The organism is Erwinia sp. BNK-24-b (assembly GCF_047456155.1).
Lineage (GTDB): Bacteria > Pseudomonadota > Gammaproteobacteria > Enterobacterales > Enterobacteriaceae > Erwinia > Erwinia phyllosphaerae.
This window is the reverse complement of sequence record NZ_CP179901.1, coordinates 1,624,394-1,638,059: the sequence shown is the minus strand read 5'-3', so window position 1 is coordinate 1,638,059 and position 13,666 is coordinate 1,624,394. Positions and strand designations below refer to the sequence as shown.

General features: G+C 57.3%; 9 protein-coding genes and 1 pseudogene. 3 read left to right on the top strand and 7 right to left on the bottom strand.

Annotated features, from left to right (window positions below):
• Positions 1 to 20: 20 nt before the first annotated feature.
• Positions 21 to 6,257, bottom strand: coding sequence for an amino acid adenylation domain-containing protein (locus ACMGGR_RS07370; protein ID WP_414148535.1), 6,237 nt, complete (start codon positions 6,255 to 6,257; stop codon positions 21 to 23).
• A 999-nt stretch (positions 6,258 to 7,256) separates the two neighbouring features.
• On the opposite strand from ACMGGR_RS07370, the gene ACMGGR_RS07365 reads away from it, so the two are divergent.
• Positions 7,257 to 7,484: a hypothetical protein gene (locus ACMGGR_RS07365; protein WP_414148534.1), complete on the top strand. Its 228-nt coding sequence runs from the start codon at positions 7,257 to 7,259 to the stop codon at positions 7,482 to 7,484.
• A gap of 154 nt (positions 7,485 to 7,638) precedes the next feature.
• Here the strand turns inward: ACMGGR_RS07365 and ACMGGR_RS07360 are convergent, their stop codons facing one another.
• Positions 7,639 to 7,881 carry a DUF2543 family protein gene (locus ACMGGR_RS07360; protein WP_414148533.1) on the bottom strand — a complete coding sequence of 81 codons (243 nt, stop codon included), beginning with the start codon at positions 7,879 to 7,881 and terminating at the stop codon, positions 7,639 to 7,641.
• A gap of 166 nt (positions 7,882 to 8,047) precedes the next feature.
• On the opposite strand from ACMGGR_RS07360, the gene ACMGGR_RS07355 reads away from it, so the two are divergent.
• Complete coding sequence (locus ACMGGR_RS07355; RefSeq protein WP_414148532.1) at positions 8,048 to 8,746, top strand: RluA family pseudouridine synthase; 699 nt, start codon at positions 8,048 to 8,050, stop codon at positions 8,744 to 8,746.
• Positions 8,747 to 8,842: 96 nt separating this feature from the next.
• Here ACMGGR_RS07355 and ACMGGR_RS07350 read toward each other — a convergent pair whose 3' ends face one another.
• The 4 genes from ACMGGR_RS07350 to ACMGGR_RS07335 all read right to left on the bottom strand — a co-directional run bounded on the left by ACMGGR_RS07350 (position 8,843) and on the right by ACMGGR_RS07335 (position 12,493).
• Positions 8,843 to 9,382: a DUF2058 domain-containing protein gene (locus ACMGGR_RS07350; RefSeq protein WP_246757688.1), complete on the bottom strand. Its 540-nt coding sequence runs from the start codon at positions 9,380 to 9,382 to the stop codon at positions 8,843 to 8,845.
• A 56-nt stretch (positions 9,383 to 9,438) separates the two neighbouring features.
• The gene (locus ACMGGR_RS07345) at positions 9,439 to 9,921 is read right to left on the bottom strand and encodes a cold-shock protein (RefSeq protein WP_246757689.1); all 483 of its coding nucleotides are present in this window, start codon (positions 9,919 to 9,921) and stop codon (positions 9,439 to 9,441) included.
• Positions 9,922 to 10,178: 257 nt separating this feature from the next.
• A complete protein-coding gene (locus ACMGGR_RS07340) occupies positions 10,179 to 10,520 on the bottom strand; it encodes a hypothetical protein (protein ID WP_414148531.1) in 342 nt (113 codons plus the stop codon).
• A 176-nt stretch (positions 10,521 to 10,696) separates the two neighbouring features.
• A complete protein-coding gene (locus tag ACMGGR_RS07335; protein ID WP_246757691.1) occupies positions 10,697 to 12,493 on the bottom strand; it encodes a DNA/RNA non-specific endonuclease in 1,797 nt (598 codons plus the stop codon).
• A gap of 247 nt (positions 12,494 to 12,740) precedes the next feature.
• Here ACMGGR_RS07335 and ACMGGR_RS07330 point away from each other — a divergent pair.
• A pseudogene (locus ACMGGR_RS07330) lies at positions 12,741 to 13,292 on the top strand (UPF0149 family protein); the annotation flags it as partial.
• A 93-nt stretch (positions 13,293 to 13,385) separates the two neighbouring features.
• Here ACMGGR_RS07330 and ACMGGR_RS07325 read toward each other — a convergent pair.
• Positions 13,386 to 13,565: a hypothetical protein gene (locus tag ACMGGR_RS07325; protein WP_246757693.1), complete on the bottom strand. Its 180-nt coding sequence runs from the start codon at positions 13,563 to 13,565 to the stop codon at positions 13,386 to 13,388.
• Between the last annotated feature and the right edge of the window lie 101 nt (positions 13,566 to 13,666).

Genomic DNA, 13,666 nt, shown 5'->3' with positions numbered 1-13,666 from the left:
CTCCTTGTAAAATGGGTCGTTCATTTTTGACGACGTCGTGATGGCAGAAGCGGTGCGGAGTCGCTGGTCTGTCGCTCCCCGTGACGTTCTTCCTGCCGCAGAGCCGTTATCTTCGCGGCCACGCCTGCAACCGTGCCCGCTTCAAAAATCGTTCGCAGGGGAAGCTCAACGCCATACAGCTCGCGCAGGCGAAAAAGTGCCTGGGTCGCCAGAATGGAATCGCCGCCCGTTTCTAAAAAGCTTTGATGACGCCCGATACCGGACAGCCCAAGCACGCTGCTTAACAGCTCTGCGATTTCCCGCTCAAGGCTGGACTGATAGCCTTCTTCGTTCTGCGCCACGGCGATTTCCGGCTTCGGCAACGCCTTACGATCCAGCTTGCCGTGGGCCGTCAGCGGCAGCTGCGCCAGCGGCATAATCACCGCAGGCACCATGTGCTCCGGCAGCGTCGCCGACAGCGCCCCGCGCAGCGCCTGCGGCCCCTCGCCGCCCACCACGTAGGCCACCAGCCGCGGCTGGCCCTGCGCCGGGGTATCCAGCAGCACCGCCGCGTCGCGGACTCCCGCCTGCGCCCGCAGCGCCGCCTCGATTTCGCCCGGCTCGATGCGGTAGCCGCGCAGCTTCAGCTGCTGGTCCGCCCGTCCCTGGTACACCAGCCGGCCGTCCGGCCGGCGGCGCGCCAGGTCACCCGAGCGGTAAAGCCGCGCCCCCGGCGCGCCGTACGGGTCCGGCACGAAGCGCTGCGCCGTCAGCGCCGCCCGGCCCAGATAGCCCCGCGTCACGCCCGCGCCGCCCACGTACATCTCGCCCGTTACCCCCGCCGGCACCGGCTCGCCGTAGCGGTCCAGCACCTGCACGTGTAAATCCGCCAGCGGCGCGCCTATCACGCTGCCCTGCGTCATGCTTTCTGCCGTCAGCGTATATTCGGTGACGTGCACCGTGGTTTCGGTGATGCCGTACATGTTGACCAGCCGCACCCGCTCGCCGTGCTGCGCGAACCACGGTGCCAGGCTGCCCGGCTCCAGCGCCTCGCCGCCAAACAGCACCAGCCGCAGCGCCGCAAAGTCCCGCCCGGCCGATACCGCCGTCAGCTGGCGGAAGGCCGCCGGGGTCTGGCTCAGCACGCTCACCGACTCCGCCTCCAGCAGCTGCGCAAAACGCTCCGGGTCGCGGCTGCTCAGATAAGGCACCACCACCAGCCGCCCGCCGTGCAGCAGCGCGCCCCAGATTTCCCACACCGAGAAGTCGAACGCGTAGGAGTGGAACAGCGTCCAGACGTCCGACCCGCTAAAGCCGTAGTGCTCCGTGGCGGTAAACAGCCGCACCACGCTGGCGTGGCTGACCACGCAGCCCTTCGGCTGCCCGGTGGAGCCGGAGGTGTAGATAACGTAGGCGGCCTGCTGCGGATGCAGCGCGCGCGGCGGAGCCTGGTGGTGTGAAATACCGTCCGCTGCAAGGCTTACCGCCTGCACGTCCAGCCCGGCCAGCGCCGCCAGGCCCGTCTCGTCGGCCACCGCCAGCCGGATACCGCTGTCGGCGGCCAGGAAGGCAAGGCGTTCGGCGGGATAAACCGGGTCCAGCGGCACGTATGCGCCGCCCGCCTTGAGGATACCGAGGATACCCACCAGCAGGCCGGGGCCGCGCCCGACGCTCAGGCCGACCAGGCTTTCGTGCGGCCCGGTGCCGACGCCCTGCTCGCGCAGCCGCCAGGCCAGCGCGTTAGCCGCGCTGTCGAGCGCCGCATAGGTCAGCCGCTCGCCCTCGTAGCTGATCGCCACCCGATCGGCATAGCGCGCTGCGGCTGACTCAAACTGCGTGCACAGGTCGAAAACGGGTTCCGGTGATGCGTCAGGTACGCGCGGTAACGCTTCAGGGCGAAGGCTGCTATACCATGGGCCCTCTGAACCGTTGGCAATGGCCTCTGTCGCCCGCAGCACATATTCGCCAAACTGCTCTACCTGCCATGCGGGAACCACCGCAGGATCGGCAACCAGCGTCAGCTCCAGCGAGGCGTCAAACGGATCCTGCGAATACTGCGCCAGCAGCGGGAAATCGGTTTCTTCGAAAATTTCAACATCGACGACCTGGAAATCCGCCAGGTCAGGCAGGCTGTTATAGATATGGAAGTGAATATAATTAAAGCTGACGTTATAGAGCTGTCCGCTGCCGTTCAGCGGCTTGATTACCGCGGCGGGCAGGCGGCGTATTGCCTGAATCGCCTGCTCTTCGGCGGCGATGCTTTTTATCAGCGCATTCCAGCTGACCGGCGGCAACGCCATGCTGAACGGCAGGGTGTTAAGGAATAAACCGACTGCCTTATCCGCGCCCGCCGGGCGACCGTGGGTGACGTAGCCCGTCGTCGTAACTTCACCGCCGGTGACTTTTGCCAGCGCGCTCAGGTGGGCCGTCAGCAAGACGATTTTTAACGGGATAGCCAGATCCGTGGCGCGCTGTTTAAGCTTGCTGGTTAAATCGTCGGGCAGGCGGAAAGCCCGGCGCTGAACCTGTCGCGTGGCCGGTAGCTCAGCCACGTTATCGTTACCCAGCAACGTTGGCGCGACGTCGGCTACTCGCTCACGCCAGCTGGACACCAGCTGCTCGTCGGCCTCGGCTTTGCGCTCCAGCGCCACGAAAGCCATATTGGCTGCGGTATCTGAGCGTGCGGTTTTTGCCTCGGTGCCGGTCACCCGATGGATTAAACTGCTGAGCAGCGTAGCCACGCTCCAGCCATCGAAAATCGCGTGGTGAAAATCCAGCGTCAGCTGTAGCTCGTCATCGCTATGGCGATGCAGGCTCACGCGAAACATGTGCCCTTTGGCCGGATCGAAACGGTAAGATTTGCTTTGCGCGATAAAATCATCAATCGCCTGCCGCCGCTGTTCCGTTTCCAGCTGACGCAAATCGACGATTTGATAATCAATGTCGGCGGTCGCATGCACAACCTGTAGCGGCTCGCTGTAGCCTGTCCAGTGGAAAGAGGTTCTTAAAGGCGTATGCGAAGCGGGGAGCTGCTCAAAGGCACGACGCCACGCGTGTTCGTTCCACGGCATGCGCAGTCGGAAAGTGAAGACGTCATGGAAAATTGCGCCCTCTTCGGCCAGCGTAGAGTGGAACAGCATTCCGGCCTGTAGCCTGGATAAAGGAAAAGCATCGTCAACGTTATCCGGCAGCCGTGCGCGATCCACGGCTGACAGCAGGCTAAAAGGTAGTGTCAGACTTTCATCATCGGCTACGACAGGCGCGTTTTGCGCCCCGGCGGCAATTTTTCGGATATGCTGCCCGGCTAAAAAGCCTTCTATCGTAATGTTAATACCCGCTGCTCTGGCTCGCGAAACCACCTGTAGCGAACTGATGCTGTCGCCGCCCAGGGTGAAGAAGTTGTCGTCGATGCCCGGCTCCGGAACAGAGAGCACCTCGCTCCAGATGGTAGCCAGCGCTTTTTCCACCCCGGTACGCGCTTCGCCACCCGCCGATACCGTGACTTCCGGCTTCGGCAGCGCCTTACGATCAAGCTTGCCGTGGGCCGTCAGCGGCAGCTGCGCCAGCGGCATAATCACCGCGGGCACCATGTGCTCCGGCAGCGTCGCCGACAGCGCCCCGCGCAGCGCCTGCGGCCCCTCGCCGCCCACCACGTAGGCCACCAGCCGCGGCTGGCCCTGCGCCGGGGTATCCAGCAGCACCGCCGCGTCGCGGACCCCCGCCTGCGCCCGCAGCGCCGCCTCGATTTCGCCCGGCTCGATGCGGTAGCCGCGCAGCTTCAGCTGCTGGTCCGCCCGTCCCTGGTACACCAGCCGGCCGTCCGGCCGGCGGCGCGCCAGGTCACCCGAGCGGTAAAGCCGCGCCCCCGGCGCGCCGTACGGGTCCGGCACGAAGCGCTGCGCCGTCAGCGCCGCCCGGCCCAGATAGCCCCGCGTCACGCCCGCGCCGCCCACGTACATCTCGCCCGTTACCCCCGCCGGCACCGGCTCGCCGTAGCGGTCCAGCACCTGCACGTGTAAATCCGCCAGCGGCGCGCCTATCACGCTGCCCTGCGTCATGCTTTCTGCGGTCAGCGTATATTCGGTGACGTGCACCGTGGTTTCGGTGATGCCGTACATGTTCACCAGCCGCACCCGCTCGCCGTGCTGCGCGAACCACGGCGCCAGGCTGCCCGGCTCCAGCGCCTCGCCGCCAAACAGCACCAGCCGCAGCGCCGCAAAGTCCCGCCCGGCCGATACCGCCGTCAGCTGGCGGAACGCCGCCGGGGTCTGGCTCAGCACGCTTACCGACTCCGCCTCCAGCAGCTGCGCAAAACGCTCCGGGTCGCGGCTGCTCAGGTAAGGCACCACCACCAGCCGCCCGCCGTGCAGCAGCGCGCCCCAGATTTCCCACACCGAGAAGTCGAACGCGTAGGAGTGGAACAGCGTCCAGACGTCCGACCCGCTAAAGCCGTAGTGCTCCGTGGCGGTAAACAGCCGCACCACGCTGGCGTGGCTGACCACGCAGCCCTTCGGCTGCCCGGTGGAGCCGGAGGTGTAGATAACGTAGGCGGCCTGCTGCGGATGCAGCGCGCGCGGCGGGGCCTGGTGGTGTGAAACACCGTCCGCTGCAAGGCTTACCGCCTGCACGTCCAGCCCGGCCAGCGCCGCCAGGCCCGTGTCGTCGGCCACCGCCAGCCGGATACCGCTGTCGGCAGCCAGGAAGGCAAGGCGCTCGGCGGGATAAACCGGGTCCAGCGGCACGTACGCGCCGCCCGCCTTGAGGATACCGAGGATACCCACCAGCAGGCCGGGGCCGCGCCCGACGCTCAGGCCCACCAGGCTTTCGTGCGGTCCGCTGCCGACGCCCTGCTCGCGCAGCCGCCAGGCCAGCGCGTTAGCCGCGCTGTCGAGGGCCGCATAGGTCAGCCGCTCGCCCTCGTAGCTGATCGCCACCCGATCGGCATAGCGCGCTGCGGCTGACTCAAACTGCGTACAAAGATCGGTCTTCACCGTTGGCAGGAGGGATAACGCTTTGCCCGGATTAGCCTGATGACTAATCAGCAGCTGACGGTCGGGAAATGCAACAGAGTTGGTCAGAATATTTTTAAATTCTGCAAATACCTGCTCAATGTCCATTTCACTGAATGCGGAAACGTTGTAGTCGATATCAATTTTTAACGGTTTTTCGACGTCGTAATCGCGAATAAATAGCTTGAGCGGGTAATCCTGAGAGAAGCCGGATAAAACGGTGAGCCGGGTATCCGTTCCCTCATAAATCGCACTGTAATCGTGCTTTTCATAAGAAAGGCTTGCTTCATAGGATATTCCTCCCTTAAGCAGCTGATGCGCCGGAAAACGCTGATGGCGATAGTCAGATTTCAGCAGGAAATGAATATTTTTTAACAGCGAGTTAAAAGTGTCGCTGTTGCGTCTTTTCAGCCGAAACGGCAGAACGTTGGCAAACAATCCAAACGTCTGTTTAGCGCGGGCTGACCGCCGATTAAGAACAGGTAAACCGATAACAATATCGTCAACGCCAAAGGTGCGGAAAAGAAAGGTGGCCGTAATACCGATTAACGCCTGAAAAAGCGTGCCGTCGGAGCGGAGCGCAAGCTCCTGTAGCTTTTCACGATGCCCGTTATCCAGCGTGAAGGAATAGCGTTTGGCTGCGACATCACGGCATCCCTGCGGGAAAAGCGCGGTGTCATAATCCGCTAATCTTTTCTGCCAGTACGTCCGATCGGCGGCAAACAGGCGGGAATTTTTATAATTCCGCTCATCGGCGATCTGCTCCTGATGGCTCAATGGCAACATATCGCGCCCGGATCCAGCCAGCACAGGCTCGTTATAAAAAGCCGCTAATTGCTGATAAATCAGGGAGGTTGCCCAGCCATCGTAGGCTAAATGATGATAAATCCCCACCATCAGATGCCGATCTTCTGCAAGACGTATCAGCGTATGGCGCAGCAGAGCCGTTTCTCCGTCGAAAGGAAATACCTGCCGTAGACGCTGCTCAATAAGGGAAATGGCGGACTGGAAAGGATCGTCGTGGCTGGAGAGATCCAGCACTTCCAGAGGCAAAGTGTCGTGCTCAAGCGTGACAAACTCGGGTTCCCAGCCCGCCATCGACAAAGCCGAACGCAGTGCTGGATCGCTTTTTACGGCTCGATCGGCTGCCCGCATTCGCTGCTCGTCAAGAGGGCCTCTGATATCAATCATTGCGCCAATATTAAAAATAGAAGCTAATGGATACAATGCTTGCTTGGTAATGACCTCAGACTGTCTGTCGAGCAACATGCACATTTACCCCAGGTTGGGAAACGAAACCGCCGCTAAAGCATTACCTGCACCTTAATTATTAACGGATCTAAACTAAGATCGGAAATGCAAATATCAGCAATATTTATGTGTATTAACGCTAAAGGCACATAAAACACATAGCCATAGAAATTAATACAGATAAACACCTGTAAATAAAAGACTAATAACGGAATGCACAAGGTACATACTAAAAATTTTCTTAACCATATCAACTCTTACCGGTGGCGTAAAGCGGCCTGAAAAAATAAAAAATCATAAATTTAAATAAATAAACCTCACAGTTACCGACGTTAACATGAGTTAATCCGTACTTTATTCGACGCATTAATTAAGAATCTCTAAAGCCTTACGGCAGGTAAATTGGTACAGGTTTTTGATGAAGGAAATGTGTCAATATAAAAATAAACATAAGAATTAAAGATGAGTTTACCCTCTACTTTAGTACAGTATCCGACGCTATTTTTAGGGGGTGAACCCGCAGCCGGAGGCGGTTTACCCCCTCTGGCAATGACAGATTGCCGGGCCAAACCTGACCCGGTATTTTTTAAGAATTCCCTTAGCAAGTTTTTCTGCGTACTCAACGGCTAAATGGCCCCTCTCCACGTTAGCTTTTTCTGCGTTATCGTTACGTTATTACGTAACACAGGCTGCTTTTGAGAACGTCGTAGTCTGGAGGCGGGCTTTTTAAGAGGATTATTGCGCGGGCCAGTCACCCGGTGCAGATGAGAGGATTTAAATATCAGTTAGTTAAATACAAAAGGGTTGCAACACTTCATTAAATAAGCCGCTGTTGATGTCCGAATGACGTCGGACAGGGCCGAAAGAGTTCAGCAACGCATTGCCCTCGGCCTTCGCCTGGCAAAGTGTAACCCCAGGTAAAAAAGTTTTAAATTCATGCATTTCTGGCGATCTGGCCGTTGGGATTGACTACGCTTATAAGCGTTCGACCCTTGCCCATTTATTTAAGGAAAAATCATGAAAAAACTAACAATTATCGCTGTCGCTGCCGGCCTGTTTCTGACCGTGAGCGCGCAGGCTGAAGCAAAAGGCTGCCTGAAGGGAGCAGCCGTGGGTGGCGTAGCGGGTCATGTTGCGCATCATCATGGCGTAGCGGGTGCAGCAGCAGGCTGCGCGGTCGGCCACCACATGGCCAAAAAGAAACAGAAAGAGGCCGACGCTCAGCAGCAGCAGCCAAAAAAATAAACGCGAAAAGATCGCCTTTAACGGGAAAAAATCCTGTAGGCGGTACTAAAAAAATCGCCGCCTGATAAGCGATAAAAAGCCCGCTTGAAAGCTTAAGCGGGCTTTAAAATTGTTGGCAAAACGCAAAAGGCCGCCTGCTGGCCGCCCCGGTACGTTATTCGTTGCCCCACTGGTTCAGGAAGGTGGCGATTTCATCAATGCGTTCTTCGCTGATACCGGCTTCGCTGGCCATCTCTTGCTGCGCATCCTCGTCGATCTCTTCGTTATTTGCCAGGCGGTCAAGCAGTAGCTGGAAATAGCGCGCCACAGGCTCACGCTCCGACTCGCTTACCGGCTTTGTCGATTCTGCCGAATACTCATCTGCGATGTCATAAAATTTGATCGGTACTTCTTTCATTAGCTGTCCCCGGAAATTTAGGTCTGTTTGGCCGTTGCCCATAAGGGCTGATGTAAATACTATCACTTTTATTTTATTTTTTTGTTATCCGTGCAGCGCTGCGGCCAGCTCGCCAGCCCGCTGAAAATGGGGTATTATCCGCAGCCCTTCTCCAGACGGCAGCCTGATGTCCACCCTTTTCGATTCCTTTATTGCCCCGCCCTGTTATGAAGAGATAGTCACGCTCTGTCAGGACGAACACCTGCTGCTCATTAACAAGCCTGCTGGGCTGCTCAGCCTTTCCGGAAAAAACCCGCAAAACCTCGATTCGGTGCATTACCGGCTGGTCGCGCTTTTTCCCGGCTGTACGCTGGTTCACCGCCTTGATTTTGGCACCTCCGGATTAATGGTCGTCGCCCGCAATAAGGCGATCAATGCCGCTCTCTGTCAGCAGTTCAGCCAGCGCACGGTGAGTAAAGCCTATACCGCGCTGCTTTGCGGACATTTAAAAGACGATGAGGGGGTCATAGAGGCGGCGATAGCCAAAGATCCGGCGCTGTTTCCGCTGATGTCGATTTGCCCGATAAAGGGCAAGCCCGCTCGCTCCCGCTATCGGGTCATTGAGCGCTTTTATCACGAGGCAGAAAATAAGACGCTGTTGCCGCTGTCGCGGGTAGAGCTTATTCCGGAAACCGGGCGCACCCACCAGCTACGCATCCACTGCCAGCAGCTGGGGCACCCTATTTTAGGCTGCGATCTGTATGGCGGTCGCCTGCTGCCGGGAACGGAACAAACGCCGAGGCTGATGTTACACGCCAGCGAGCTGCATTTTGTGCATCCCGTCAGCGGGAAGCTGATTAAAGCCCGCTGCCCCTGCCCGTTCTGACCGCCGCCGAGAGGACTCTTGCTCAGCATGCCGGTTGGGAAGTCTGGCGTCAAAGTCACTTACCATAACGCCAGTAAAAAAACCGGCGTTGGTTGCCTACCACATTAAATCATCGGGCACTTTGAAATCTGCGTAAGGATCGTCTTCGTCCTGCTCTTCCTGACTCAGCGCGCTGTTTAATACGATGCTGGTTGCGTCTCGCTGCGCGATTTTATCGGCTACGCTGGCAGGGATAATAGCGTATTCGCTTTCGCCACTGGCGTTAACAGCCAGGCGAGCAATGGCAAGGCGACCGTTAATCAGCTGCGTTTGCGTCGCCTTATCAACTTCGATTTTTTTAATCAGGTTATTGTCGGTGAAGTTAAAACCTATATTTCCTCTTGAAATATCGATTTTATTCATTTCAATCAGCTGCTTCACCTGCGCCTTGTACTCTTTCGACAGCGCAGCCTGTTTTTGCTGCTCGTTCAGCAACTTATCGCGCTCAAGCTGGGCTTTTTTATTCTCTTCTACCGCTTCTCTTGCCTCACGCGCCTGCACGCGTGATTTTTTGGCCGTTTTCTGAACCTTAGCCATTTTTTTGCTGGTGACTAATCCAGCTTTAAGCATCTGCTCTTGTAGAGTAAGTTTTGTCATCTTCGTTAAACCTGTTGCATGATGGCCGGGATTTTACCGTAACATCCACGTCTGCCTTATTTTCCGAGCAGTTTCACCGTGGCATCCACGTCAATTTCATCTTCCGAAAAGATCAACGTCGTTCCCTGGAAAGTGGTAATCGCCAGTTTTTTCAGCGAGCGCATTTCGCCAGGCTTAGTCTCTGATTTTGGCCGGATGCTGCCCATCAATACGCCTACCGAAAGCACCCCATTCTCTTTATCAATGCGGGTATCGGCCGGAACTTCCTCATGGTAAACCAGGAAAGACTTGATCGCGGTAAGCTTAAGGCGCTCGCCTGCGATATAGATGTATTTGCTTTCCGGCACCACTTTTACCGCATAAGCCGATAAGCCTTTGCTGTTAGTGGTAGGTTCAAACGTGACCGCCGCATCTTTCTTGATCAGATCAGGATTGGCGACCTTAATCACATGAAAATAACGGTTGTCGCCGTTTTCATCTTTGATAAATCCAAAGCCTTTATCTTTAAACCAGGTTGTGATCGTTCCGTTCATCGCCATTGCTGCCCGTATCGTTTATCTACTCAATTTTCGTGACGCGCAGTGTAAAACACAATGCCTGCGCAGACCACGCCTTTGGTTCAGGTCCCGACGAGAAATTTTGCCGGGCGAGGAGATGGCGGCTAATGCCCGTACAGCGGTCCGGAGATTTATCTGCTGCTAAACGGTCTTTCCGGCAAGGCCGCCGGTGACGAGTCTGTGCTACCAGCGAACCGGCCACGAAAAGCCTGCTCGCTGGCATGGTTCTCTGTGCCGGATTAACGGGTTGCCGTGTCGTCCAGTTCGTTTAAGACAATCTCTTTTGCCGGCAGCGAGGCGAGCTTCTCCTGATAGTCGGCTGACAGATCGGGCAGGCTGGTAAACTGGCCATCCAGAAAAAGGAAGTCTGTTTTACCGGCAATATCTTCCAGCGCTTCGCTTTCCGTGTTCAGCCCTTCGCCCTTTTCGCTGTTGCCATCCATTAGCCAGGAAATTTTGCCCGCTTCACGGGTAAAGGTTCCCAGATCGACGACGTGGCCATCAATATTCTGGGCAAGGATGTGGCCCTCACAAAGGAATAACAGATAGGGCATGCGGTCCCGCTTGCTGGTTTCAGCCATAGTAATCTCCTGGTCGTTTTCTTTACGCTGACAACGGACAGCGCATTGAGAACATCAAGTATAGGTTCTGATTCTGCCATCCGTTTTAACGGCAACTCAGCACGGAACGGCAGAAGATAACTTTGATTCTTCTATAGCCGCAGATGCTAAGGCTGCCACGGTAGTACGGTGCTGACTTACAGCAGATCCTCCCAGGTCATAACCAGCTTTGCCGGTAGCGGATCGGCCAGCAGCGCGGCGTCCGGCTGCCAGCTGTCCCAGTCGCGAAAAGCGGCAAAGTCGAGACCGGTGAGTTTTTCCAGCGAGCTGACCGTCACGCGATAAGCATCAACGTTGGGCGCGGATTCCGCCTGTGCCTGCGGCAGTATGCGACGCGGCGTGTCGAGCAGCTTATCCTGGCTGACCAGCAATGCCGTCGCCTGCGGCTTGCCCTGGGGGCCGATGCGCAGCACCACCTTCCAGAACATCAGCGGCACCGACCAGTCTGCGTACTGCCTGGCCTGATCGTTTAATACCGGCCCGGTCAGCACGCTGATCTGCTTTTTAGTGACCAGCACGCCATATTCCAGAATATAGCGCTCGACGCCCTGCCAGTACTGCTGGCTCTGATTGAACAGGTAATGCTGCTGCGAGCAGTTGGTAAAGTGGAAGGTATCTTTATTAGCCCGCACCGCTTCGGCTGCGGTTCCCCAGGTAGGATCGCTACGGCGGGTAAGATGGCCGCGATCGAACCAGCGGCTGTATTCGCTATAGAAAGCCTGGCCGGTGACGTAGCGGCTGTCGATGCGGCTGTCTTCGTACCAGCTATCCCCTTCCGGTAGCAGCGAGGGCTGGCCGTTTCCGCGATCGATATTGATATAGCGCGCGCCGTCGATATTAACGGCGCTGAAAAAGGCCAGCCGCCGTTCGGCGTTCATAATCAGTGAAAAGTGCTCATAGTTAAGCAGCGCCGCCGTGCCCTTGCTGCCGTCGCGCAACGGAGCCACTTCGGCTGCACGAGGAGCGACAATGTCGGCCAGGTTAATCGGATGCCCGCCCAGAAAATCGGCCTGGAAGCCGTCGCGATTGCCATAGTTGGCGTCCGGTGCGGCTGCGCTGGCTACCGTACGCAGCGGCGTGACGTCAGCGGTTAGCGCCTGCATTAGCTGTGCCTGCATGGCGGCGTCCAGCTGCGGCAGTTCGCCCTTCAGCCAGTCGGTTAATGCGCTGATGCGGATGCCTTCGTTAAGCCATTCGCCATTGCTTTCCACGCTGCCATGATGCAGCGCAACCAGCTGCCAGCTGTCGTTAAAGACCGGCGCGCCAGATGAGCCGCCCTCGGTGTCGGCTTCATAGTGCAAAAACTGTTCGTGACGTGCCAGCAAGGTGTTATTGCGTAGGGTAACCTGCTGCGGCGCGCCGCCGGGATGATGGATCAGATTGAGGCTGATACCCAGCGCATGCTTATCGTTGCGATCGCTCAGGTTAAGAGGAACAGGATTTTCGCCGCTGCCGCTGAGGGCTTCGCCCAGCGCGACCAGCGTACAGTCAAAGCTTTCCGTTGGGCTGGTCAGCCAGAAGCGTTCCGGATCGATACTGTACAGAAGGCCGTCAGCAATTGCGCCCGTTTCGCTCTGGTGATAACCAAACTGTAGGGTAATCGCCCCCTGCTTTGGCGGTTCCGGCAGCAGATGGTGATTGGTAACAAACAGGCCGCCATACGTTAAAAAGCCGCTGCCTTTTGGCACGCCGTCTTCGCGCACCAGCGCCACGGCCCGCGCCGCGCTCAATCCCTGTTGCAAAAAGGAGATCGGTAGCAGATCGTTGGTTTCACCGGTAATAATGCCCTGCCTGGCGCGTTGCTGAAAGGCGTAACGCTGGGCGCGTCCTCGATCCGGCTCTGCCTGGCCGCCTTTTTTCAGGGCGGCGCGCGTTTGCTGCCGCTGCTTTGCGGTTAACGTCAGCCGCGAGGCGATTAGCTCTTTGCTTTTCATCCGTTTCTCCGTGGTAAAAGGTAAGCCCCTTTAACCATAGCCGCTGGTGATAAGCATGGTGTGACGGAAAGAATAGCCTGATGAAATTCGGCCCCCCCTTTTTTTGCAAAAGTATCATAATTGCAGAGTATGAGTAGACGCGCAGCGGTTTTCAGACTGCGGATAAACCCGGGCATGGCTTTTTTGGTCATCAACGCTGACAATAACGTCCCCCGCGCTAATTGACGGACAGATAAGAGGTTATGACATGCAACAAGGACCACTCACGGCCGAAGAACTGGAATGGCTTGACGATATACTGGCGCAGCACGGCACTGACGACGCGGTGCTGGATGCATCTGAGCTGGACGGGCTGTTAACCGCCGTGCTCTCTTCACCGGAGACCATTTCCCCTGAGCGCCTGCAGGTAATGATCTGGGGGGGCGAAAATCATTTTCCGGCATGGGATACGGTCGATCAGGAGCGCTTTAACGGGCTGGTGACGCAACATCTGAACGATATTGCCGAACGCCTGAGGGATTATCCGGAACAGTTCGAACCGCTTTTCGGCACCAGCAGCGTGGAAGATCTGGAAGTGACTATCGTGGAAGAGTGGTGCATCGGCTATATGCGAGGCGTCGAGCTGAGCGACTGGTCGGCGCTGCCGGAACATTTGCAGCCTGCGCTACACGCCATCGCGCTGCACGGTCGGGAAGAGAATTTTGCCGAGCTGGAAAAGATGACGGCAGAAGAGTTTGAGCAAAGCGTGGAGTCAATCCGTCACGCCGCGCTTGAGCTGGCCGGTAACTGGCCGCTGCACTAGTGACAAAGCCGCGCTGCTGAAGGCGCGGCCTGCAAGGTTAAAGTGCACAGTTCATTCCAGTAGCTGTAGCGCAAGGTCAGTCGATAGCGGTTATTTTTCACCATAGCTCCTTGCGCGCAGCCAGCTGGTTTCAAAGCCGTAAAGCTGGCTGACGGGCAGCAGGGATTCCGTCATCCGGGAGGGATCGGGATACTCTTCCTGCGACACCGGCAGAGAAAGCCAGCCGGAAACAGCACTCATATATTTTCTGAAAGAAGCGAACAGTTTCATAACCTTCTCCTGCGATGCCGAAACAAGAATGCGATAGGGAAGATTTAAACGCAGGCGCGGCCAGGAGGGAAATACCATATTGTTCCGACTTTTGCCGGAAA

What these genes read in the sequence shown, in the direction of transcription:
- ACMGGR_RS07370 (WP_414148535.1), bottom strand. Translation starts at nt 6,257, where the DNA reads ATGTTGCTCGACAGACAGTCTGAGGTCATTACCAAGCAAGCATTGTAT.
- ACMGGR_RS07365 (WP_414148534.1), top strand. Translation starts at nt 7,257, where the DNA reads ATGAAAAAACTAACAATTATCGCTGTCGCTGCCGGCCTGTTTCTGACC.
- ACMGGR_RS07360 (WP_414148533.1), bottom strand. Translation starts at nt 7,881, where the DNA reads ATGAAAGAAGTACCGATCAAATTTTATGACATCGCAGATGAGTATTCG.
- ACMGGR_RS07355 (WP_414148532.1), top strand. Translation starts at nt 8,048, where the DNA reads ATGTCCACCCTTTTCGATTCCTTTATTGCCCCGCCCTGTTATGAAGAG.
- ACMGGR_RS07350 (WP_246757688.1), bottom strand. Translation starts at nt 9,382, where the DNA reads ATGACAAAACTTACTCTACAAGAGCAGATGCTTAAAGCTGGATTAGTC.
- ACMGGR_RS07345 (WP_246757689.1), bottom strand. Translation starts at nt 9,921, where the DNA reads ATGGCGATGAACGGAACGATCACAACCTGGTTTAAAGATAAAGGCTTT.
- ACMGGR_RS07340 (WP_414148531.1), bottom strand. Translation starts at nt 10,520, where the DNA reads ATGGCTGAAACCAGCAAGCGGGACCGCATGCCCTATCTGTTATTCCTT.
- ACMGGR_RS07335 (WP_246757691.1), bottom strand. Translation starts at nt 12,493, where the DNA reads ATGAAAAGCAAAGAGCTAATCGCCTCGCGGCTGACGTTAACCGCAAAG.
- ACMGGR_RS07325 (WP_246757693.1), bottom strand. Translation starts at nt 13,565, where the DNA reads ATGAAACTGTTCGCTTCTTTCAGAAAATATATGAGTGCTGTTTCCGGC.